The sequence below is a fragment of the Gordonia jacobaea genome (assembly GCF_965344965.1).
GTDB classification, from domain to species: Bacteria; Actinomycetota; Actinomycetes; order Mycobacteriales; family Mycobacteriaceae; genus Gordonia; species Gordonia jacobaea.
The window spans coordinates 1-21,282 of sequence record NZ_CBDRLS010000006.1; the positions used below are offsets into that span (position 1 = coordinate 1).

Sequence of the window (21,282 nt, forward strand, 5' to 3'; positions counted from 1 at the left end):
GACAATCTTGTCAATACACTATCGAGTTCTCAAAGAACACACACCTACCAGCGCCACCCCGCATGGCGAGGCGCTCTCTAGTAAGCTGGTGTTTGGAATTGTTGACCCCGTCTCCGGAGCAACTCTTCCAGGCTACCAGATCCGATTCGCGTTCGCAACACCGTGTGTTGCGGGCTATTCGTTTCTGGCCGCATCGGTGTTCCAGGCTATCATACCTGAGACACTGCAGTTTCCCCGATTCCGTGTCGGCCCCGGGGTCTTGCTCGCTGCGGTGCAACAAGAAAGTTACACACACGGGAACAGGGCGTCAAATCGCCTGGTCAGAGGCTTAAACGAGCGCCGGCAAAGCTCTTCTTACCGCGTCGGATGACCAGCCAACGGCCGTGCAGCAGGTCGGAAGTGCCTGGAGTCCACTCCGGATCGGTGATCTTGGTGTTGTTGACGTAGGCACCTCCTTCCCCGATCGCGCGTCGTGCAGCTTTGTTGCTCTCAGAGAGCCCGCTGTCCACGAGAAGTCCTACGAGCGTCGGTGCGTCGGAGCTGTATTCGGCGACCGTGGTCTCGCCCAGTGCTGCCGCGAGCGTCGACTCATCGAGATCGGCCAGTTCGGCGCGACCGAACAATGCCTGGCTGGCAAGTTCCACGGCCTGGGTGTTGGCTGCGCCGTGGATCAGTGTCGTCATCTCTGCTGCGAGGCGCTTCTGCGCCAACCGAAGATGCGGAGTCTCTTCGGTTGCACGCTCCAGCTCACCGATCTCTTCCCTGCTCAGGAACGTGAACCACTTCAGGTAGCGGACGACGTCGGCGTCGGACGTGTTCACGAAGTACTGGTACCAGGCGTAAGGACTGGTGAGTTCCGGGTCGAGCCAGAGGCTTCCGCCGCCGGTCGACTTACCGAACTTCTTGCCATCCGACGAGGTCACGAGCGGAACCGTCAGCGCGTGCACGGTGTCTCCGGTGATCCGGCGCGTGAGATCGACACCGCCGACGATGTTTCCCCACTGATCCGAGCCACCGATCTGCAGGCTGCACCCGTGCCTGCGGTGCAGTTCGAGGTAGTCGTTGGACTGCAGCAGCAGGTAACTGAACTCGGTGTAGCTGATCCCATCGGACTCGAGGCGTCGTCGAACGGTTTCTCGAGCGAGCATCACGTTGACCGAAAAGTGCTTACCGAGGTCGCGGAGGAACTCGATCGCGCTCAGCCCTGCCGTCCACTCCATGTTGTTGACCAGCAGCGCGCTGTTCGGACTGTCGTCGAATCGCAAGAAGCTGGCCAGCTGGTCGCCGATGCGTCCGGTCCACCCGCCAACCGTGTCGACGGAGTTCATGGTCCGCTCACCGACATCACGCGGGTCGCCGATGAGTCCTGTCGCACCACCTGCGAGAGCGATAGGCCGATGACCTGCGAGTTGAAAGCGACGCAGCGTCAGAAGCGGCACCAAATGCCCAGCATGCAGGCTCGACGCCGTCGGGTCGAAGCCCGCGTACACAGTGATCGGGCCGGCTTCGACAGCGGACCGCAGTTCATCGATGTCGGTTGACTGCGCGATCAAGCCTCGCCACTGCAGATCGTCGAGAATGTCAGAACCATCGATTCGGTCTTCAGAGGTCAGTGTGCTCACACATCGATCTTGTCATCTGCGCGTGCGCGGCCGGCGAACACCCGACCTGTATCGATCAGACCCGACCCTCATCGATCAGGCAGAAGTGAGACGTTGATGCTCTTCGTCGTCGACCGCGCGCGCCTCAGTGGCCAACATGACCGGGATGCCGTCGGCATCGATCCGGTAGGCGACACGAAGCCGCGGGTTGTAGAGCTCATCGCCCGCGTCGAGCAGCGGGCCGTGATCCTGCGGGCACACCAGCCGGTCACGAACGATCGGATCCAGTGACTGCGCGCGAGAACTCATCGGTTTGCTTCCTCTCTCAGCGGATTTCCCCAGCGGATTTCGACGCACCGCGGGGCCACGACAGCAAGCCTAACGGCGCGGCGAACGCGTCGATTACCCGCTCGCCTCGACATCAACGCGTGCCGGTCGCGGCTCCCCCGGCTGTTGTCCTGGTCGGCGCGCCCGCGGTTCCGACAGCTCTTGCCGACGTCGTGCGCTCGCGTGAGGTTGCGGAGGACGAATCCGGCAGCCAATCCACTCTGCTCACCGCAGTCTTGGTGAACCGTCGGTACCTGCCCTCCGAGTCGCGGTACCAGACCTTTGACCCGGGTTTCGGCACACCGCGAGCCGCCAGTGCGCTCGCCTGGGGGCGATAAGACTCCGATACCGGGATCTCGTCGACGACGCAGACCAGGTGAGGTCGACGGTGCGCGGGCAGTGCGCCAAGGCCGAGCCGCAGTTGCGTGACTGTCAACGAATCCACGTCGACATCGGACCGCATCGTCAGCGCGGCCACCACGATCTGGCTTCCCGGATCGCCGAGCCGGTAGGCGGCCACTTGATCGACACCGGGCACCCGCGAGAGCAGTTGCTCGATCGGCGGAAGGTAGATGGGGCCCTCGATCGAATGCGCCACGGTGTCAACCGATCCCATGAACCACAGGTCGTCGTCGGAGTCCCGGTAGAACAGGTGACCCGACACCTCCCACCGGTCCTTGGGCGCGAAGACGTCACGCAAGACGGTCGCGGTGGTGTCGAAGCGATGCCGCGAACGCGCCAGCAGCAGCCCGACCTCGCCCTGCCCCGCACGGTCGACGAAACCGTTTTCACCGACGACGAGGCGCTCGGCGTCGACGTCGTATGCCGCGATTGCCACCTCGTTGGTTTCCGGCAGAGCGCGACCCATCGACCCGACCTTGTCGGCGGCGACGTTGGCCAGGATGGCCGACCCGTCAGCTGTCGCGAAGAACTCGAGAACGCGGGCACGTGGGAAGCGTTCGCTTATCTCGTCCCAGAGGCCGGTGGGAAGTCCCGATCCCATGAACAAGCGGATCGGATTGTGCTCGTTGATCTGAAAGTTCTTGTCGTGCAGTATCTCTCGCAGCATCGACCAGGTGTAGGACACCACCGTGACGCCGTATCGATGAACCTCGGTGGCGAAGTTCTCGGCGTCGACGCCCTCCGACAATGCGATACGCGACCGTCCGACGGCCGTCGCGCCGAGCGTGGTCAGCAATCCGGAGGCGTGGTGCAGCGGCGGGATGCAATAGACCGTGTCGCGATCGGTGAGACCTGCCGCCGACGCCGCTCCGAACGCCGACATCGCGAACCGATGATTGGTCACCGGCCACACCGCAAGTTTGCCGCGTGAGCGGGTGAACAGGATGAATGCCAGATCGCCTGCGAGACCGGGATCCGGGCGATACCACGCGGGCATCTGTACGACGTCGGGGTCGATCTGTTCCATGTCGATGACGGTGCGGCCGTCAACGCCGTCGATCTCGCGTGCCGACCCGCTTCCGCCACCGAGTACGAGGACGCGATCGCTGTGAGCGGTTGCGGTCTCGAGGTGAACGGGATCGCAGACGACGACGTTCGCGCCTGCCAGCCGCAGCATCTCGCCGACATCGCCCTCACCGGCGAGAAGTACGGCGACCGCGCCCAACCGGGACAGTGCGGCAACCGCGACCAGCGCGCTCGGGCGAGTGTCCATCAGAACCCCGATGTGCTCGCCGGGGCGCACGCCGCACTGCACCAGTCCCGCCACCACGTTGTTGATGCGGGTGTCGACCTGCGAATGGGTGAGAACTCGATTCTCGAAGAGGAAAACCTCGCGGTCGCCGCCCCAGTCGGTGTTCTCCGACATCAGCTTTCCCAGCGAGATACGGGTACCTGACTGGATCTGCCCGAGGCGGAACAGTCGCGGCACCGTGCGGACGGATTCCTGCGCGACGGCAAGCGACGTCCGCTGCACAGCGCCCGCCATTTCCCACAGATCGCGGGACGCCCCGGCACCCGCATCGGCAACCGAACCGATGCCGTGCGTGATCCGAGACAGCAGGCCGACGCCGGTGCCTTTCCCGTCGACCGGCGCCTCCATCGGCTCGACGTGATCGGGCTCGGGCCCCAGGCCCTCCTGCCAATTGATCCACTCCGCAGTCGTCGGCCACGTCCGAGTGCCCGATGTGCTTCCCACCACAAGACCGAAATGCCCTACGGGAAGCCGTGATTCGTACACGCGAGCTCGTGGTGCCGCACGGACGACACCTCGGATCGCGACCGGTTGCCCGATGTCGTCGACCTCGCCGACGAAGCCCAGAACGGGGGCCGTGATCTCGGCGAGCGTCACCAGTTCGCCGTTGATCACAAACCCGCCGGACACCATGCGGTTATGTGCGACGAACTGGCGTAGCAGTTCCGCGATGGCCGGGCCGGACCAGGCGACCCACCCTTCGGCTTCGAGGAAGCGGCGCTGATCTTCGCGGGGCAGAAGTGCGTCGCGGTCGTGGAGCTGGCGGAGGAAGTCGAAGCGGCTGCGCGCAGTCTTCACCGGGTCGAGCATTTGGAAACCGAGACGCGCCAGCCAACTGGGCACCCACAGATGTGGAAATACCTTGTCGGCCAAGACCTCCGCGCCGGGAGCAACCAGTGCCGCGGGCAGTCCGAGCGGTAGTGCCGCGAGAACGTCGACCGGACTACCGAAGGTGATCACGCTGGCCACGCCGCGGGAACGTCGATACGCAGCTGCCTGATAGGCGAACATGCCGCCCTGCGAGTAGCCGGCGACGTGAACATCGCGGCCGGTGGATTCGATGATCCAGTCGATCGCCTCGCTCACCGCGACGACGTGGTCGGCGAGGTTGCGCTCCATCCCGCCTTCTTCGTGATCGGGAGATCCGAAGTCGACGACCCATGGGGTGATGCCGCTGCGGTGCAGCACCGAGACGGCACCGTTGTGCTCGGTCACGTCATAGACGTTGGCAGACACCATCATCGGGGGAATCAGCACGATGTTGGGACCGGTCGCCGGGGCATCCGGGAAGTAGCGTCGCAACCGGAACATCCGTGTCGTCTCGACCACGGTGAACGGCGCGGGCTCGGTCCCGGTCTGCAGACCGCCGTACCGGAGCACCTCGAGACCATTCTGCGCTGTCGCGAGGACACGCTCGGCGAATGCCTTCACGTCGGGAATACCGCCGCCTGCCATCAACCACGCTCCTCCCCGCACACCGTATGGTGATCTGCATCACCTTACCCAAGCTTGGTCAACTCGCACCGTACACGGATCGACATAGACCCCGCGCACTCGTCGACCTCACTGTGACGGTGAACTCACCGACCACCGTGATCGCAGTGCCGGGAGCGCGCGGTCGAGGACGTCGAGCTGGCGCTGTACCTGCGACGGAGCGGTTCCGCCGTAGGCGTCGCGCGACTCGATCGACCCTCGAACGGTCAGTACCTCACGAACCTGCGGGGTGAGAGCCGGATCGATCGACGCGAAGGTGGCATCGTCGAGTTCATCGAGTCCGACGCCGCGGTTCTCCGCCTCGCGCACACACGCACCGGCGACCTCGTGGGCCACTCGGAACGGAACACCTTGACGCACAAGCCATTCCGCAATGTCGGTGGCGAGGGTGAATCCCGCGGGCGCCAGTTCGGCCATCCGATCCTCGTGGAACTCGAGTGTGCCGACCATCCCGGCGATCGCAGGCAACAACAACTCGAGCTGCGCGACGGCGTCGAATACGGGTTCTTTGTCTTCCTGCAGGTCGCGGTTGTACGCGAGCGGCTGAGCCTTCAGGGTCGCCAGCAAGCCGGTGAGGTCACCGATCAGCCTGCCCGCTTTGCCGCGTGTGAGTTCTGCGACGTCAGGGTTTTTCTTCTGCGGCATGATCGAACTCCCCGTCGACCAGGCGTCGGCGAGGGTGACGTAGCCGAATTCGGCAGTGCTCCAGAGGATCACTTCTTCGGCGAGTCGCGAGAGATCGACGGCGATCATCGCGAAGACGAACGACGCCTCGGCCGCGAAGTCTCGCGACGACGTCGCGTCGATCGAGTTCTCCGCGGCTGCGGCGAACCCCAGATCAGCGGCGATCGCCTCCGGATCGAGGCCGAGTGACGAACCCGCCAACGCACCGGAGCCGTACGGGGACACCGCAGTTCGACGATCCGCGTCTGCAAGCCTGTCGACGTCGCGGATCAGCGGTTGTGCGTGTGCGAGCAGATGGTGCGCGAGCAGCACCGGCTGCGCCGCCTGCAGATGTGTCTTCCCCGGCATGACGGCGTCGGGATGTGCGCGAGCCTGAGCAGTCAGCGCCTCGACGACGTCGAGCACACCTGTCGCGATCGAGCGCATCGCCTCGCGCAGCCACATGCGGAAGAGCGTGGCGACCTGATCGTTGCGCGACCGTCCGGCGCGCAGCCTGCCACCGAGGTCGGCTCCGACGCGTTCGATGAGTCCGCGTTCGAGGGCGCCGTGCACGTCCTCGTCGGACTCGGCAGCCACGAAGGTGCCGTCGGCGACGTCGCTCGCGAGTTGGTCGAGACCGGCGAGCATGGCGGTCAGATCGTCGTCGGACAGCAGGCCTGCGCGGTTGAGAACCCTGGCATGCGCCTTCGACGCCTGGATGTCGAACGGGGCGAGCACCCAGTCGAACTGCGTCGACTTGCTCAACGCCGCCATCGCGTCGGCGGGTCCCGACGCGAAGCGACCGCCCCACAGCGACCCCTGGTTCGTTGTCCCGTGCTGGGCTGAGGGGCCCTGATCACTCACTGAGCAGGTCCCGCTTCGCTGCGATCTTCGATGACAAACCGTGCAGCTCGACGAATCCACGTGCGGCGGACTGGTCGAAGCTGTCGCCCTCGTCGTAGGTCGCGAGGTTGAAGTCGTAGAGCGACTCGCCGCTGCGGCGACCGTTGACCGAGATGTGGCCACCGTGCAGCACAAGGCGGATCTCGCCGGAGACGTGCTCCTGCGTGGAGTCGACGAAGGTGTCCAGCGAGCGCTTGAGCGGCGAGAACCAGAGGCCGTCGTACACCAGCTCGGCCCACTTCTGATCGGTACGACGCTTGAAGCGTCCGAGTTCGCGCTCGAGCGTGACGTGCTCGAGCTCTTCATGGGCGGTGATCAGCACCATCGCGCCGGGAGCCTCGTAGATCTCGCGGCTCTTGATGCCGACGAGACGATCCTCGACGACGTCGAGGCGGCCGACACCCTGTGCGCCCGCGCGGCGATTGAGTTCCTCGATCGCCTCCAGCACGCTGACCGGGCGACCGTCGATGGCGATCGGGCGACCCTTGTCGAACGTGATGATGACCTCGTCGGGCGAGTTCCAGTTGATCGTCGGATCCTCGGTGTAGCTGTAGACGTCCTTGGTGGGCGCATTCCACAGGTCCTCGAGGAAGCCGGTCTCGACGGCACGACCCCACACGTTCTGGTCGATCGAGAACGGCGACTTCTTGGTCACGTTGATCGGGATGTCGTTCTCCTCGGCGAAGGAGATGGCCTTCTCGCGCGTCCACGCATAGTCGCGGACAGGCGCAATGACCTCGAGATCTGGTGCCAGCGAAGCGAAGCCGACCTCGAAGCGCACCTGGTCGTTGCCCTTACCGGTGCAGCCGTGCGCGACGACGGTGCCGCCGTGATCGCGCGCCGCGGTCACGAGATGCTTGGCGATCAGCGGGCGCGACAGTGCCGACACCAGCGGGTACCGGTCCATGTACAGCGCGTTCGACGTGATCGCGGGCAGGCAGTAGTCGTCGGCGAACTCGTCGCGTGCGTCGACGAGCACGGCTTCGACGGCACCGCAGTCGAGCGCGCGCTGGCGGACGACCTCCATGTCCTCGCCGCCCTGTCCGAGGTCGAGCGCGACGGCGACGACCTCCTTACCGGTCTCCTTGCCGATCCAACTGATAGCGACCGAGGTGTCGAGGCCGCCGGAGTATGCAAGTACGACGCGTTCCGCCATGGTGGTGTGTGCTCCTATGTCGTGGTTCGACATCCATCATCGGATGTCGTGCCCGATGCGATCGGGCTGGGGTCTGTTTGTCGGTCCGGGTTCGGGCCTCGGTGTGTCCGACTCCGGCTCAGGGGCTGCCGGGGCGTCGGTAAGGGGTTGTCACACGAGGCCCTCGATTCGTCGTGCGAGCTCGGCCCCGTCGATCGGTGCGCGTGCGCATACGAAGATCGTGTCGTCGCCCGCAATTGTGCCCACGACGTCGGGCAAGCTGGCCCGGTCGATCGCGCTGGCCAGGTAGTGCGCGGCGCCGGGCGGGGTGCGCAGCACGGCGAGGTTTCCGCTGGCGTCGGTCGATACCAGCAGTTCGCTGAGCAGGCGAGACAGTCGGGCAGTACCGCCGAACACCCCACGAACGGGCGCACCATCCTCGGGGACGACGTACACGCCGACGCCGCCGTCGGCCGCGCGCAACTTGACGGCGCCGAGTTCGTCGAGGTCGCGTGAGAGCGTGGCCTGCGTGGCGTCGACTCCCCTGCCGGCGAGCAACTGCTGCAACTCCGACTGCGACCGCACCTGATGTGAACCGAGCACTTCGACGATGAGCGCGTGTCGCCCTGCCCGCGTGCTCGCGAGCCTGGTGTCGGAGTGATCGGCGATGCGCGCAGCGCCGCCGGTGTCGGCGTTGCTGGTCACTTCTGCCCCAACAGCCAGATGAGCAACGCCTTCTGAGCGTGCAACCTGTTCTCCGCCTCGTCGAGAACCGCACTCGCCGGGCCGTCGATCACCTCGTCGGTGATCTCATCGCCCCGGTGAGCGGGCAGGCAGTGCAAGACGATCGCGTCCGGATCCGCCACTGCGAGGAGGTCGGAGTTGATCTGGTACGGCCGGAACGGTGCGCGACGATCCTTGCCGTCGTCCTCCTGCCCCATCGAGACCCACGTGTCGGTGACCAACACATCGGCCCCACGCGAGGCGGCGACAGGGTCGGATTCGACGCTGACCGATCCTCCGGTCAGAGCGGCCCGCTTCTCGGCGTCGGCGATCACGACGGGGTCGGGCTCGAAACCGTCCGGCGCACTGATGGTCACGTGCATCCCGGCAGTCGCGCCGCCGAGCGCCAACGAATGCGCCATGTTGTTCGCACCGTCGCCGAGGTAGGTCATCGTCAACCCCGCGGTACGGCCCTTGCGTTCGACGATGGTCTGCAGGTCGGCGAGGACCTGGCAGGGATGGAACAGATCCGAGAGCGCATTGACGATCGGAATCGACGCCGTCGAAGCCATCGCTTCGAGCCGCTCTTGCCCGAACGTCCGCCACACAACTGCCTCGACGAATCGTGACAGCACCCGGCCGGTGTCCTCGAGCGATTCGTCGCGGCCGAGCTGAGTGGTGCGGCCGTCCACGACGACGGCGTGGCCACCCATCTGCGCGATGCCCATCTCGAACGAGAACCGCGTTCTGGTGGAGTTCTTGTCGAAGATCACCCCGACTCCCCGAGGACCCTCGAGCGGTCGGTAGGCGAACGGCTGGCGCTTCACCTCAGCGGCGAGTGCGAGTACTTCGGCCTGCTCGTCGGGCGTGAGGTCGTCGTCGCGTAGAAAGTGTCTTGTCACTGTGCGCTGCTCTCGTCGGTTGCGGCGTCGAGGATCTGCGGCAGTGCTGCGACGAAGTCGCCGGCCTGGTCCTCGGTGAGGATGAGGGGCGGCGCGAGCCGCAGGACGTCGGGAGCCGGCGCGTTGATGAGGAATCCGTTGTCGCGAGCAGTCGACTCGACCTTCGCCGACACCGGCTCGGTGAGCACGACGCCGAGTAGCAGCCCCGACCCGCGCACGTGGGAGATCAGCGGATGGTCGAGTGCTTCGACGCCCGTTGCGATCGACTTTCCCACGGCGGCAACATGATCGACGAGGTCGCTGTTGTCGATCTCGTCGAGGACCGCGAGCGCAGCGGCCGCCGACACCGGGTTACCGCCGAATGTCGTGCCGTGCTGTCCGGGAGTGAACAGTTCCGCGGCGGAGCCTGTCGCGATGGTCGCCCCGATGGGCAGCCCGCCGCCGAGCCCCTTGGCGAGCGTCATGACGTCCGGCACGATCCCCGCGGCCTGGTGTGCGAAAAACGTTCCGGTACGACCGATTCCCGTCTGCACCTCGTCCAGGATGAGTAGCGCGCCGTGCTCTGCGGTCAGCCTGCGCGCGTGCGCGAGGTAGTCCGCTGGCGGAACCACGACACCGGATTCTCCGAGGATCGGCTCGAGAATCACCGCGGCGGTCTCCGACGACACTGCGGCGGTCAAGGCGTCGACGTCGCCGTAGGGCACGAAATCGACCCCTGCGGGCATCGGCTCGAACGGTGCGCGCTTCGCCGGTTGACCGGTCATGGCGAGCGCACCCATGGTGCGTCCGTGAAATGCCTTGTCCGCGGCCACGATCTGCGGCCTGCCGGTGAGTCGGGCCAGCTTGAATGCCGCCTCGTTGGCTTCGGTTCCGGAGTTGCAGAAGAACACCCGGCCGGGCTGCCCGAACTTGTCGAGGAGACGCTCGGCGAGTTCGACGACCCGCGGGTTGATGTACAGATTCGAGACGTGACCGAGTGTCTGGAGTTGCTCGGTCACCGCGGCCACGATCGCGGGATGCGCGTGACCCAATGCGTTCACCGCGATGCCACCGAGCAGGTCCAGGTAGCGGTTGCCGTCGGCGTCCCACACGTAGGCTCCCTCGCCCTTCGTGAGGGCGATCGGTGGCGTGCCGTAGTTCTTCATGAGGGCGGATGACCACCGCTCCTGCCAGGGTGCGGTCATGAGTGAGACGCTCCGTCTGTGTCTAGCGTGGTGTGCGTGGTTGCGGGAGAGAGCTTTTCGGGAGCGACGACGGTGGTCCCCGTGCTCGCCGCGGTCAGCAGTTCGGCCAAGACAGCGTGCGGCACACGGCCGTCGACGACATGAGCTCGCCCGACTCCGCCTTCGACCGCACGCAGGCACGCCTCCATCTTGGGCACCATGCCTGAGTCGAGACTCGGAAGTAGCTGTGCCAGTGCGTCGGTCGAGATCTGCGACACGAGCGACGAGCGATCGGGCCAGTCGGTGTAGAGACCTTCGACGTCGGTGAGCATCACCAGCCGGGTGGCGCCGAGCGCCTCGGCGAGGGCGCCCGCAGCGGTGTCGGCGTTGATGTTGTGGACGACACCGTCACGGTCGGGTGCGAGTGTCGAGACGACCGGGATACGTCCCGCACCAACGAGATCGAGCACCGCGGAGGTGTTGACCGAGGAGATGTCGCCGACGAGTCCGATGTCCGTGGCAACTCCGTCGACGACGACGGTGCGCCGCGTCGCCGTGAACAGGTTGGCGTCCTCACCGGTAAGGCCGACCGCATAGGGTCCGTGCGCGTTGATCAATCCGACGAGTTCACGACCGACCTGACCGAACAACACCATCCGCGCCACGTCCATCACCTCGGGCGTGGTCACGCGGAACCCTCCGCGGAACTCGCCCGTCAGGCCGAGACGTGCGAGCATCGCCGAAATCTGTGGTCCGCCACCGTGCACCACGATCGGGTGCATGCCGCAGGCCCGCAGGAAGACGATGTCGGCGGCGAAGGCGCGTTTGAGGTCGTCGTCGATCATCGCGTTGCCGCCGTACTTCACGACGACCGTCGCACCGTGCATGGCCTGCAGCGCAGGCAACGACTCGGCCAGGATCGCGGCCTTCGCGGCGCCGCTGATCGAGCCGTCCCCGTCGAGCGCGCCGTTCCCGCCGATTGAGCCGTCCCCGCCGAGCGAGCCGTCCCCGCTGATCGAGCCGTCCCCGTCGAGCGAGCCGTCCCCGTCGAGCGAGCCGTCCCCGCTGATCGAGCTTGTCGAGATCATGACGAATACGCCGAGTTCTCTTCGACGTACGCGTGCGAGAGGTCGGTGGTCCGGATGCTGCCGGTCTCCGCGCCGAGGCCGAGGTCGACGAGGACCGCGACGTCGGGACCCGAGAGGTCGACGTCGCGCGCGCCGTCGACGCCCGTGCCGTTGACGCAGACCGCTTTGCCGTTGAACGACACCGTGATTCGATCGGGGTCGATGGTGACCGGCGCGATTCCCGTCGCCGCGAGCACGCGACCCCAGTTGGGGTCCGACCCGAAAAGCGCTGTCTTGACCAGGCTGTCGCGGGCGATGGTCCGAGCCACTGCGATGGCGTCGTCTTCGGTGGCAGCGCCTGTGACCGTGATGACGATCCGCTTGGTGACACCCTCGGCGTCGGCCATCAGCTGCGCGGCGAGATCGTCGCACACCGACAGCACGGCGGCGTCGAGTTCGGTTTGCTCGACGGGGATCTGGCTGGCGCCGGAACTGAGCAGCAGCACCGTGTCGTTGGTCGACGTCGAGCCGTCGATGTCGAGCCTGTCGAACGTCTTCGACGTCGCGCGCCGCAGCGCGAGGTCGAGTTGTTCCGCGCTGGCCCGCGCATCGGTGGTCAGCACGCACAGCATCGTCGCGAGCGAGGGTGCCATCATGCCTGCACCCTTCGCCATGCCGCCGATGTTCCACCCCTGCGGATGGTGCAGCGCAACCTGTTTCGGCACGGTGTCGGTCGTCATGATCCCGTAAGCGGCGTCGGTTCCGCCGGAGAGTCCGCCGCCCATCTCCTGGACGATCTCGGTCACACCCGCGAGCACCTTGTCCATCGGGAGGCGATCACCGATCAGACCCGTGGAACAGACAGCGACCTCGACGGCGCCGGTCTCGGTTCCCCAGTTGCTCAGCGCTTCGGCAACAGCCTCCGCCGTCGCGTGCGTGTCCTGGAAGCCCAGCGGACCGGTACAGGCGTTGGCGCCACCAGAATTGAGGACGACGGCGCGCAGCCTGCCGGTGGTGAGCACCTGCTTACTCCACAGCACCGGCGCAGCCTTGACCTGGTTGCGGGTGAAGACACCGGCCGCCGAATAGTCAGGCCCCTCGTTGAAGACCAGCGAAAGGTCGGGGGCGCCGGAAGCCTTGATACCGGCGGCGATTCCCGCCGCACGGAACCCGAGCGGAGCGGTCACACCCTGATTGCGCAGCAGGCGTGACCCGGTCGCCGGTGCACCGCCGGTGATCCGGTCGTCGGAGTCGTCGACCTGCGTTGTGTTGCCTGCTGTCGAACTACCTTCTGCCGCATTGCCACTCGAGCTCACGGTGCCACTCCCACAGTGCTCAGTCCTTCTGCTTCGTCCCAGTCCAACGCGAGGTTCATCGACTGAACCGCCGCGCCGCCGGTCCCCTTCGCGAGGTTGTCGATTGCGCCGACCACCACAAGTGTTCCGGCCCGCTCGTCGACGGTGACGGCGAGTTGCACTGCGTTGGAACCCATCACCGAGCCCGTCGCAGGAAGACTGCCCTCGGGAAGCAGATAGACGAATTGCTCATCGGCATAGGCCTTTTCGTACACCGCGCGGACCTCGTCGGCCGACGCCGTCGTACGCGCCGTGCACGTCGCGAGGATTCCGCGTGACATCGGGACGAGCACAGGCGTGAACGACACCGCGACCGGTTGGTCGGCAGCCTCCGACAGTGCCTGCGAGATCTCCGGGGTGTGCCGATGCGAGCCGCCGACCCCGTACGCACGCGCGGAACCGATCACCTCCGACGCGAGTAGGTCGACCTTGGGTGCCCGTCCCGCCCCCGACGTTCCACTCACCGCGACGACCGTGACGTGCGGTTCCACGAGGCCGGCCGCGAGCGCGGGAAGCAGCGACAGAATCGAGACCGTCGGATAGCAGCCGGGTACCGCGATCCGACTCGCGTTCTGCAGGACCTCGCGGTTGCCAGGGATCTCGGGCAGGCCGTACGGCCAGGTACCCGCGTGATCGCCGCCGTAGTAGGCGACCCAGTCGTCGGAGTCACGGAGCCGGAAGTCGGCGCCGCAGTCGATGATCAACGTCGTGGGAGGCAGCGCGTCGGCGATCTGCGCCGACGTTCCGTGTGGCAGTGCGAGGAACACGACGTCGTGACCGGCCAGGACGTCGGGCGTCGTTTCCTGGAGTTCGCGCTGCGCCAACGGCAACAGGTTGGGATGATGGGCACCGAGGAGTGTGCCCGCGTTGCCGCCGGCCGTCAGGGCGCCGATCTCGAGGTCGCCAGATCGCAGACGCGGGTGTCCGCACAGCAGACGAAGCACTTCCCCACCCGCATAACCGCTCGCGCCAGCGACAGCCACCTTGATCGTCATACACATCATTATGCATGGCGGCGCAAATCAATACGGAACTAGGTCTGCGGGCGCAGCGAAGTAGATTCCCAACCGGCGTCGTGTAGTCGTTCGACGGCCTCGAGAATCAGATCCACCGCGAACTCGAACTCGAAGTCGTCGTCGCAGCCAGCGGGCCCCGTTCGCGCGCGAGCGTCGAGGGCGATCGCCGTCACTGCGGGATATCGCTTCGCGAACTCAGCCTCCGTTGCCACCCGATCCTCCGGATCGAGGTCGGACGACGGCGCCGCACTACCGGTGAACACTTCCGCCGTGAAGCCCCAGATACGCGATCCGATTACATGCATGGCGTGGTGGGTCAGATCGACTGCGATGCCTCCCTCGATGAACTCCGTTGCTAGGGAATCCATGTACGCCAGCGCACCCGGCGTCGGAGCGTGACGCGATTCGATCGCTGTGCGCATCCACGGGTGCGCCTGGTACACGCGCCGTGCGGCGAGTATTCGCGAGCGCACCGACCTGCGCCATCCCTGCGCAGAGGACGCGGGGTAGGAATCGACGACGACATCGATCATTCCGTCGACCAGGTCGCTCTTGTTGGCCACATGTTTGTACAGCGCCATGGGCACCACGTCGAGCTCGGTCGCAAGCGCGCGCATGGTGACCGCGTCGAATCCCTCCCTGTCGGCAAGACGGACGGCACAGCCGAGCACACGCCCCCGGTCGAGCGGAACTCGCTGGGCTGAGTCATCCGGCATACACGAGACCCTAGCGAAACCTTGACCGGGTGTACGTCGTACACCTACGGTAGCCGAGGTGTACGACGTACACCACTGACCCAGCGCGCGTCACGCGCACCTAGGCCACAGGCAGGAGATCTCGCATGGTCGAGTCGAACGACCGAGCCCGAGCGCGGTGGGCCGGTATCTGGTACCTAGTCACCTTCGCGACGTCGATTCCGGCTCTCGCTCTCAAGAAACCCTTTCTCGACGGCGATCCCGACGCATCGGTGGCCGCTGCCCAGTTCGGATGCGTGCTGGAGGTCATACTCGCCGTGAGCTGCGTCGGCACCGCCATTGCGCTCTACCCCATCATTCGACGCCACAACGACGCCCGCGCACGAGGTTTCGTCGCGTCGCGAACCGTCGAAGCGACGCTCGTGGTGATGGGAGTGGTGGCGGTACTGGCACTCGTCGCGGTCCGGGATGACCCCGGTACACCGTCAGGAGTCGACGGCGCGCTCGTCGCACTTCACGATGGCGCGTTCCTGCTAGGACCCGGCCTACTACCGGCAGTCAATGCACTCCTGCTGGCTCCGGTGCTGTACGCGAACCGACTGGTTCCACGTGCCATTCCCGCACTCGGGATCATCGGCGCGCCGCTCCTGCTCGCGTCGGCGACCGCGACGATCCTCGGCCTCGTGTCACAGGTGTCGCCGATCGGCGCGCTCGCCGCCGCCCCCATCGCGCTGTGGGAGCTCGCGCTGGGCCTCTGGCTGACCGCGCGTGGCGTGCGAGAGCACAGCGAGGCGTCGAACAGCACACCGGCCGCCGTCGCCTGACGTGGCCGGCTATCGACGTCCCGAACTATCGAAGGCGAGCGCCGACGCCCTCGGTCGCGCGAGCCACGGCAGCCAGTTTCGCCGCGGTCGCCTCGTCTTCGGTGAGGGTCCGATCGCCTGCCCGGAACTTCAGCGCGAAGGTCAACGATTTGTTTCCCTCGCCGACCTGCTCACCGGTGAAGACATCGAAGAGCTCGATGGAGTCGAGCAGCTCACCGGCGCCCTCGCGCAGCAACGCCTCGACGTCTGCCGCGGGCACGCCGTCCGACACGACGACGGCGACGTCCTGCAGCACCGCCGGGAACACGGAGATGTGCGGCGCTGGCAGTGTCGCGTCGAGCGGCAACGCGTCGACGTCGATCTCGACGGCGCACATCCGCTTCGGCAGCCCCGCACGTTCGAGCACCGCGGGATGGAGCTCGCCGGCATGTCCGACGACCCGACCGTCGACGACGACGGCCGCGCACCGACCCGGATGCCAGGGCGCGTAGGTGTCGGCCACCAACGTGACGTCGACTCCGGCTGCGACGCCGATCTCACGAGCAGCCTCGAAGGCGTCGAGGTAGTCGCCGGGCCTGCCGGGACCCCACGGGCCCGCCGGATCACGCAGCCCGGTCAGCGCAACCGCGACGTGCAGTGGCTGAGCGGGAAGCGAGTCGTCGAGTTGGGCGATCTCCTCGGCCGTGGGGCGTCGGGTCACGTCGAGTTCGGCCACCGGGCGCATGTGGTCGGTGGCCAAGACGACCTGTCCGATCGTGTACAGCGACAGGTCGCGCTGGCCACGAGCAATATTCCGGGCGACCATTTCGAACAGCCCGGGCAGGAGCGTCGTGTTCAGCTCCGGCCGGTCGGACTCGAGCGGGTTGAGCACCTTGACCGTGCGGCGTCGAAGGTCGTCGGAGGGCAGGTCCCATATCTCGAAGACGCCCGCGGGCATGAACGGGAAAGGCAGTACCTCGACGTAACCGTCGAGCGCGAGCGTGCGACCGATGCTGCGGCGTCGACGCTGGGTTGGTGTCAGGCCGCGACCGCCTGGAGCCGACGGGAGCACGGCCGGAATGTCTTCGAGGCCTTCGAGTCGCAAGACTTCTTCGACGAGGTCGGCGCGCTGACGCAGATCCGGCCGCCACGACGGGGGCGTGACGGTCAGCGGGTCGGTGCCGGTGACCGTGCATCCGACCTCGACGAGCCGAGCTGCGGTGGTGCCGGCAGGGTAGGTGACCCCGGCCGTGCGGTCGGGCTCGTCGGCAGAGATCGTGATGGGCGCGGTCGCCGGAAGCGATATCCGCTCCTCGGCCAGTGGCGACGCGATGGCACCACCCGCGAGTTCGACGATGAGTCCGGCTCCGCGGTCAGAACCTGCGGCGGTGATCTCCGGGTCGACGACGCGCTCGAACCGCTTACTCGCCTCCGACGTGAGCTTGTGCCGTTTCCCGGTCCGGAAGACACGGACGGGATCGAAGGTCGCCGCCTCGAGCAGGACGCGCGTGGTCTGCGGGCCCACCTCGGTGCTCTCGCCGCCCATGACACCTGCCAGCGCGACGGGGCCGCTGTCGTCGGCGATGACGACGTCCTCGGGATCGAGGTCGCGAACGACGCCGTCGAGGGTTGTCAGCTTCTCCCCCGACCGCGCGTTGCGGACGGTGATGGTCCCGGACAACTTGTCTGCGTCGAAGGCGTGCAGCGGCTGCCCCAATTCGAGCATCACGTAATTGGTGACGTCGACGATCGCGGAGATCGGGCGGACCCCCGCGACCATGAGGCGCTTCTGCATCCACCACGGCGAGGTGGCAGTCGGGTCGACGCCCTCGATGAGGCGCGCGGTGTATCGGGTTGCGCCGGAATCCTTCTCGATCGCCACGGGCCAGGGCGAACCGTCGGACACCGAGATGGCGGGGACGGAGGTCCCGGGATCGACGAACGGCACGGTGAAGCTGCTCGCCAGTTCACGGCCGAGTCCGCGGATCGAGAACGCGTAGCCACGGTCAGGGGTGACGTTGACGTCGATCGCGGCGTCGTCGAGTCCGAGGACCTCGCGGGCGTCGGCGCCGGGCTCTGCGGTGCCGGGCGCCAGGACGAGGATGCCGCTGTGGTCGGTGCCGATACCGAGTTCGGACACCGAGCAGATCATGCCGTCGGAAATGTGTCCGTACGTCTTGCGGGACGCGATCTCGAACGGCCCCGGCAGCACGGTTCCGGGCAGAGCGGCAACGATGAGGTCGCCCTCCGCGAAATTGCGTGCCCCACAGACGATTCCGCGGGGTTCTGACTCCCCCACCTCGACCTGGCAGAAGCGAATGGGCTTCTTGAACTCGGTCAGTTCCTCGATGTGCTCGACGCGCCCGATCACCAGCGGGCCGGTGATCTCGGGGAACGACTCGATGTCTTCGATCTCGAAACCGACACGGACGAAACCCGCGTCGATCTCCTCAGTGGTCGCCGACCAGGTCGGATCGCCGGCACGGAGTACCTCGGTGTACCAGGACTGCGGTGCACGCATCGGTCAATCAGCTTCTTTCATCGAGTGGAATCGGTGCGGGTTGCGGCGTCGACCGGCTCAGGCCGCCGGGCCGAACGGGAGGCTGAAGCGGACGTCGCCCTCCACCATGTCGCGCATGTCCGAGATGTCGTTGCGGAACTGCAGAGTGCGCTCGAGTCCCATCCCGAACGCGAACCCTGAGTAGACGTCGGGGTCGATTCCGCTGGCGCGCAACACGTTCGGGTTGACCATGCCGCAGCCACCCCATTCGACCCAGCCCGCGCCGCCCTTTTTGGCGGGGAACCAGACGTCGACCTCGGCCGACGGCTCGGTGAAGGGGAAATAGCTCGCGCGCATGCGGGTGGTGGTCTCGGGGCCGAACAGTGCGCGAGCGAACGCTTCGAGCGTGCCGCGCAGATTGGCCATCGTCAGTCCCTTGTCGACGGCGAGGCCCTCGATCTGATGGAACACCGGCGTGTGCGTGGCGTCGAGCTCGTCGGTGCGGAATGTCCGGCCGGGGCACGCCACGTAGATCGGGAGATCTCGCGACAACATCGAACGCACCTGCACGGGTGACGTGTGGGTGCGAAGCACCTGACGTGATCCCTCGGGCGCGATGTAGAAGGTGTCCTGCATCGACCGAGCCGGATGATCCGGGAGAAAGTTCAGCGCGTCGAAGTTGTAGTGCTCGGTCTCTACCTCGGGTCCCTCTGCGATCTCCCAGCCCATGCCGACGAAAACGTCGGCGACCTGCTCGGAGATCACTGTGATGGGATGGCGCGCGCCGCCGGGACGTCGACGACTCGGCAGCGTGACGTCGACCGATTCGGAGACGAGGACTGCGGCGTCGCGCTCGGCCTGCAATTGCGCCGTCCGGCCGTCGAGGACCGCATTGACCCGCCCACGAACCTGGTTGACCAGTTTGCCTGCTTCAGATCGCTGGTCCTTCGGCAGCGAACCGAGCGCGCGACGAGCGAGCGCTATCGGCGAACGATCGCCGAGGTGCGCGCTCTTGGCGGCCGCGAGCGCATCGAGATCAGCGGCCGCGGCGAATGCCGCAGCGGCGGCGTCGGCCGCGGCGTCGAGTTCCTCGGTGCTGGGGAACGTTGGCTGCGCTTGATCGTCGGCAGAGCTGGCCACGGTCGGCGGTCTCCTAGTGCTTGCTGGTGCGGATGACTGAACCCATCACGACCCCCTCGACGACGAGAGCAGATCAGCAATGCGCCGGTCAGAGGCCGTGATACTTCCTCGTCAAGGTTAGTCGACCGTCCTGGGGCCCTACCTCGACGCCCCCACGAACCCGCGCCGATCGATCATCCACGATCCGCCCGGCTCAGCAGCGTCGGGAGCTCGCAGGTGCTCGACCCAGTGATCGAGCGGCCATCGCGGCGGCGACGCCGATCACCAACCAGATCCAGCCGGCGACGATTCCCGAACCGGCCAGGAGCAGCGTCGTCACACCGACGACGACCAGGAGCCCCACGATGAGGGTGTCGCGTCGTGCACTCCACCCACCGACGACCTGCGCGTCCCACCACGGCAGCGGGCGGTTCTCCAGGACGGACAACACTCGGGTCACCGGGATCATCAGCGCGAGTAGGCATGCGGTGGTCGCGAGAACCGTCGGCCAGAACAGCAGGGCGTGGGGATCTCTCTGCAATCCACACAACGAGGAGAGGCCAATGATGAGACCCAGCACCGGGAGGTGCCACAGATACAACGTCATCGCGCCTCGGTTGCCGAGCACGACCCACCACCAGACCCGTGGGCGGGCGGCGACTCGTGCAATCGGCGCGCGCAACGCGATGACCAGCGCACACAGCACCACGGTGTGACCGGCGAGTAGCAGGCTCGGCGGACTCATATTGGACAGTTGCTGTCCGGGGACGGTCACCAACGACATCTCGTACGGACCGAGGGCCACCAGCGCGATGTCGACAACCAGGGCGGTCACGCACAGCACCGCGGCTTCGACCATCGTGAACAGGCGCTTCGCATACGCGACGCCGAGGATCGCCGGGATGATCCACACGCTGAGAAAGTTGACGTAACCCACATTGTTCGACGCATCGACGGCGATCCGAAGGGTGTCGACGACTGCGGTCACCAGCCACGCGGCCGCCAGAGCTGACAGCACAGCGCGCCGTGACGAGAGTCGTTGGAGCATGGGCATCAACGCGAGCACCAACAGGTAGGCGCCGAGAAACCACAGCAACTGAACTCCCAGGCGTGCCACGACGTCGGCGATGGCGGCGGCACCGACCAGCGTCGAGACCCCGTAAACAACCAGGACGACCACGAGGTACCACCCGACCGGCCGCAGAAGTCGCTGCACACGACGCAACAGCCAGTGGCCGGGACGTGTGCCTGGACGCCAGCCATAGGTCGACGCCGCGGCGCCCGCGAAGAAGAACAGCGGAAGGATCTGGAACAGCCAGGTCATCGGTTGCAGAAGCGGAACGTCGGCGAGTGTGTTGCCGAGGACGGGCCGACCGTCGTCGACGGACACCGTCAGCATGAGCGAGTGCCCGGCGATCACGACGACCAGCGAGGTGAGTCGGATGAGATCGACGACGCGATCGCGGTTGCCGGTCAGCGCGTCGAGTTCCGCGACAGAGGGAGTCAGGGTTGAGTGGTTTCGCACTCCGAGAAGTCTTCGCCGACATGCCCTTTCGATCATGGGTGCAACTACTCAGCACGCGTATGCGTTTCAACTCGATCAGCCGGTGCCGCCCGTCGCCCTAGACTCGACACCCATGCGATACACACTGGAAGATTCCGTTGTCGTCGAGCGCAGCCCGCAGGACGTGTACGCCCTGATCAGCGACGTCACGCGCACCGGAGAGTGGAGCGAACAGTGCCACGCGTGTGAGTGGGACAGTTCCGCACGCGGTGCGGGCGCGACCTTCACCGGTCACAACCGCACGCCGGTCCGCGAGTGGTCGACCGTCTCGACCGTGACCGTCGACGAGCCCGACACTCGCTTCGAATGGACGATCGGAACAAGCGGCACGAGGTGGGGCTATCGCGTCGAAGCCGTCGGCGACGGCAGCACACGGCTCACCGAGTACACCGCGTTCTCTGAGACCGGCGAAGTATTCTTCCGCGAGAAGTACGGCGACGACGCCGATGACCAGATGAGGATTCGCCTCGTCGCGGCGGCTGAGGGAATTCCTGCCACTCTCGCCAGGATCAAAGTGATCGCCGAGGCGTGAGCTGCG

17 protein-coding genes are annotated in these 21,282 nt (G+C 66.3%); 2 read left to right on the forward strand and 15 right to left on the reverse strand.

Features of this window, described 5'->3' with window-relative positions; genetic code table 11:
• Positions 1-320: 320 nt before the first annotated feature.
• The 12 genes from tyrS to ACRVY7_RS19240 form a co-directional block, all read right to left on the reverse strand.
• Positions 321-1,622, reverse strand: coding sequence for a tyrosine--tRNA ligase (gene tyrS / locus ACRVY7_RS19185; protein WP_431818260.1), 1,302 nt, complete (start codon positions 1,620-1,622; stop codon positions 321-323).
• Between the two features lie 75 nt (positions 1,623-1,697).
• Complete coding sequence (locus tag ACRVY7_RS19190) at positions 1,698-1,910, reverse strand: Trm112 family protein (RefSeq protein ID WP_431818261.1); 213 nt, start codon at positions 1,908-1,910, stop codon at positions 1,698-1,700.
• Between the two features lie 112 nt (positions 1,911-2,022).
• The gene (locus ACRVY7_RS19195; RefSeq protein ID WP_431818262.1) at positions 2,023-5,097 is read right to left on the reverse strand and encodes an AMP-binding protein; all 3,075 of its coding nucleotides are present in this window, start codon (positions 5,095-5,097) and stop codon (positions 2,023-2,025) included.
• A gap of 108 nt (positions 5,098-5,205) precedes the next feature.
• Entirely contained in the window at positions 5,206-6,663 is a 1,458-nt protein-coding gene (gene argH, locus ACRVY7_RS19200; RefSeq protein ID WP_431818263.1) for an argininosuccinate lyase, read from the reverse strand.
• Positions 6,656-7,858: an argininosuccinate synthase gene (locus ACRVY7_RS19205; protein ID WP_049698547.1), complete on the reverse strand. Its 1,203-nt coding sequence runs from the start codon at positions 7,856-7,858 to the stop codon at positions 6,656-6,658. Before ACRVY7_RS19205 ends, argH begins: the two co-directional genes overlap by 8 nt.
• A gap of 150 nt (positions 7,859-8,008) precedes the next feature.
• On the reverse strand, positions 8,009-8,506 hold the full coding sequence (locus ACRVY7_RS19210; protein WP_064866936.1) for an arginine repressor: 498 nt from the start codon (positions 8,504-8,506) through the stop codon (positions 8,009-8,011).
• 32 nt (positions 8,507-8,538) lie between these two features.
• Entirely contained in the window at positions 8,539-9,462 is a 924-nt protein-coding gene (gene argF / locus ACRVY7_RS19215) for an ornithine carbamoyltransferase (RefSeq protein ID WP_431818264.1), read from the reverse strand.
• Positions 9,459-10,646 carry an acetylornithine transaminase gene (locus ACRVY7_RS19220; protein ID WP_431818265.1) on the reverse strand — a complete coding sequence of 396 codons (1,188 nt, stop codon included), beginning with the start codon at positions 10,644-10,646 and terminating at the stop codon, positions 9,459-9,461. The genes argF and ACRVY7_RS19220 overlap by 4 nt, the downstream gene beginning before the upstream one ends.
• Positions 10,643-11,713 (reverse strand): acetylglutamate kinase, encoded by a 1,071-nt coding sequence (argB, locus tag ACRVY7_RS19225; RefSeq protein WP_431818266.1) that lies wholly within the window; start codon positions 11,711-11,713, stop codon positions 10,643-10,645. The genes ACRVY7_RS19220 and argB overlap by 4 nt, the downstream gene beginning before the upstream one ends.
• Positions 11,710-12,930: a bifunctional glutamate N-acetyltransferase/amino-acid acetyltransferase ArgJ gene (gene argJ, locus ACRVY7_RS19230; RefSeq protein WP_431818422.1), complete on the reverse strand. Its 1,221-nt coding sequence runs from the start codon at positions 12,928-12,930 to the stop codon at positions 11,710-11,712. The genes argB and argJ overlap by 4 nt, the downstream gene beginning before the upstream one ends.
• A gap of 74 nt (positions 12,931-13,004) precedes the next feature.
• A complete protein-coding gene (gene argC, locus ACRVY7_RS19235; protein ID WP_431818267.1) occupies positions 13,005-14,042 on the reverse strand; it encodes an N-acetyl-gamma-glutamyl-phosphate reductase in 1,038 nt (345 codons plus the stop codon).
• A gap of 38 nt (positions 14,043-14,080) precedes the next feature.
• Positions 14,081-14,779, reverse strand: coding sequence for a TetR/AcrR family transcriptional regulator (locus ACRVY7_RS19240; protein ID WP_431818268.1), 699 nt, complete (start codon positions 14,777-14,779; stop codon positions 14,081-14,083).
• Positions 14,780-14,904: 125 nt separating this feature from the next.
• On the opposite strand from ACRVY7_RS19240, the gene ACRVY7_RS19245 reads away from it, so the two are divergent.
• Complete coding sequence (locus ACRVY7_RS19245; RefSeq protein WP_431818269.1) at positions 14,905-15,582, forward strand: DUF4386 domain-containing protein; 678 nt, start codon at positions 14,905-14,907, stop codon at positions 15,580-15,582.
• Positions 15,583-15,607: 25 nt separating this feature from the next.
• Here the strand turns inward: ACRVY7_RS19245 and pheT are convergent, their stop codons facing one another.
• The 3 genes from pheT to ACRVY7_RS19260 form a co-directional block, all read right to left on the reverse strand.
• The gene (pheT, locus tag ACRVY7_RS19250) at positions 15,608-18,082 is read right to left on the reverse strand and encodes a phenylalanine--tRNA ligase subunit beta (RefSeq protein WP_431818270.1); all 2,475 of its coding nucleotides are present in this window, start codon (positions 18,080-18,082) and stop codon (positions 15,608-15,610) included.
• 57 nt (positions 18,083-18,139) lie between these two features.
• Complete coding sequence (pheS, locus tag ACRVY7_RS19255; RefSeq protein ID WP_431818271.1) at positions 18,140-19,201, reverse strand: phenylalanine--tRNA ligase subunit alpha; 1,062 nt, start codon at positions 19,199-19,201, stop codon at positions 18,140-18,142.
• 193 nt (positions 19,202-19,394) lie between these two features.
• Positions 19,395-20,705 (reverse strand): acyltransferase family protein, encoded by a 1,311-nt coding sequence (locus ACRVY7_RS19260; protein WP_431818272.1) that lies wholly within the window; start codon positions 20,703-20,705, stop codon positions 19,395-19,397.
• 112 nt (positions 20,706-20,817) lie between these two features.
• Between ACRVY7_RS19260 and ACRVY7_RS19265 the strand changes: the two genes are divergently transcribed.
• The gene (locus ACRVY7_RS19265) at positions 20,818-21,276 is read left to right on the forward strand and encodes an SRPBCC family protein (protein WP_431818273.1); all 459 of its coding nucleotides are present in this window, start codon (positions 20,818-20,820) and stop codon (positions 21,274-21,276) included.
• Positions 21,277-21,282: the final 6 nt, after the last annotated feature.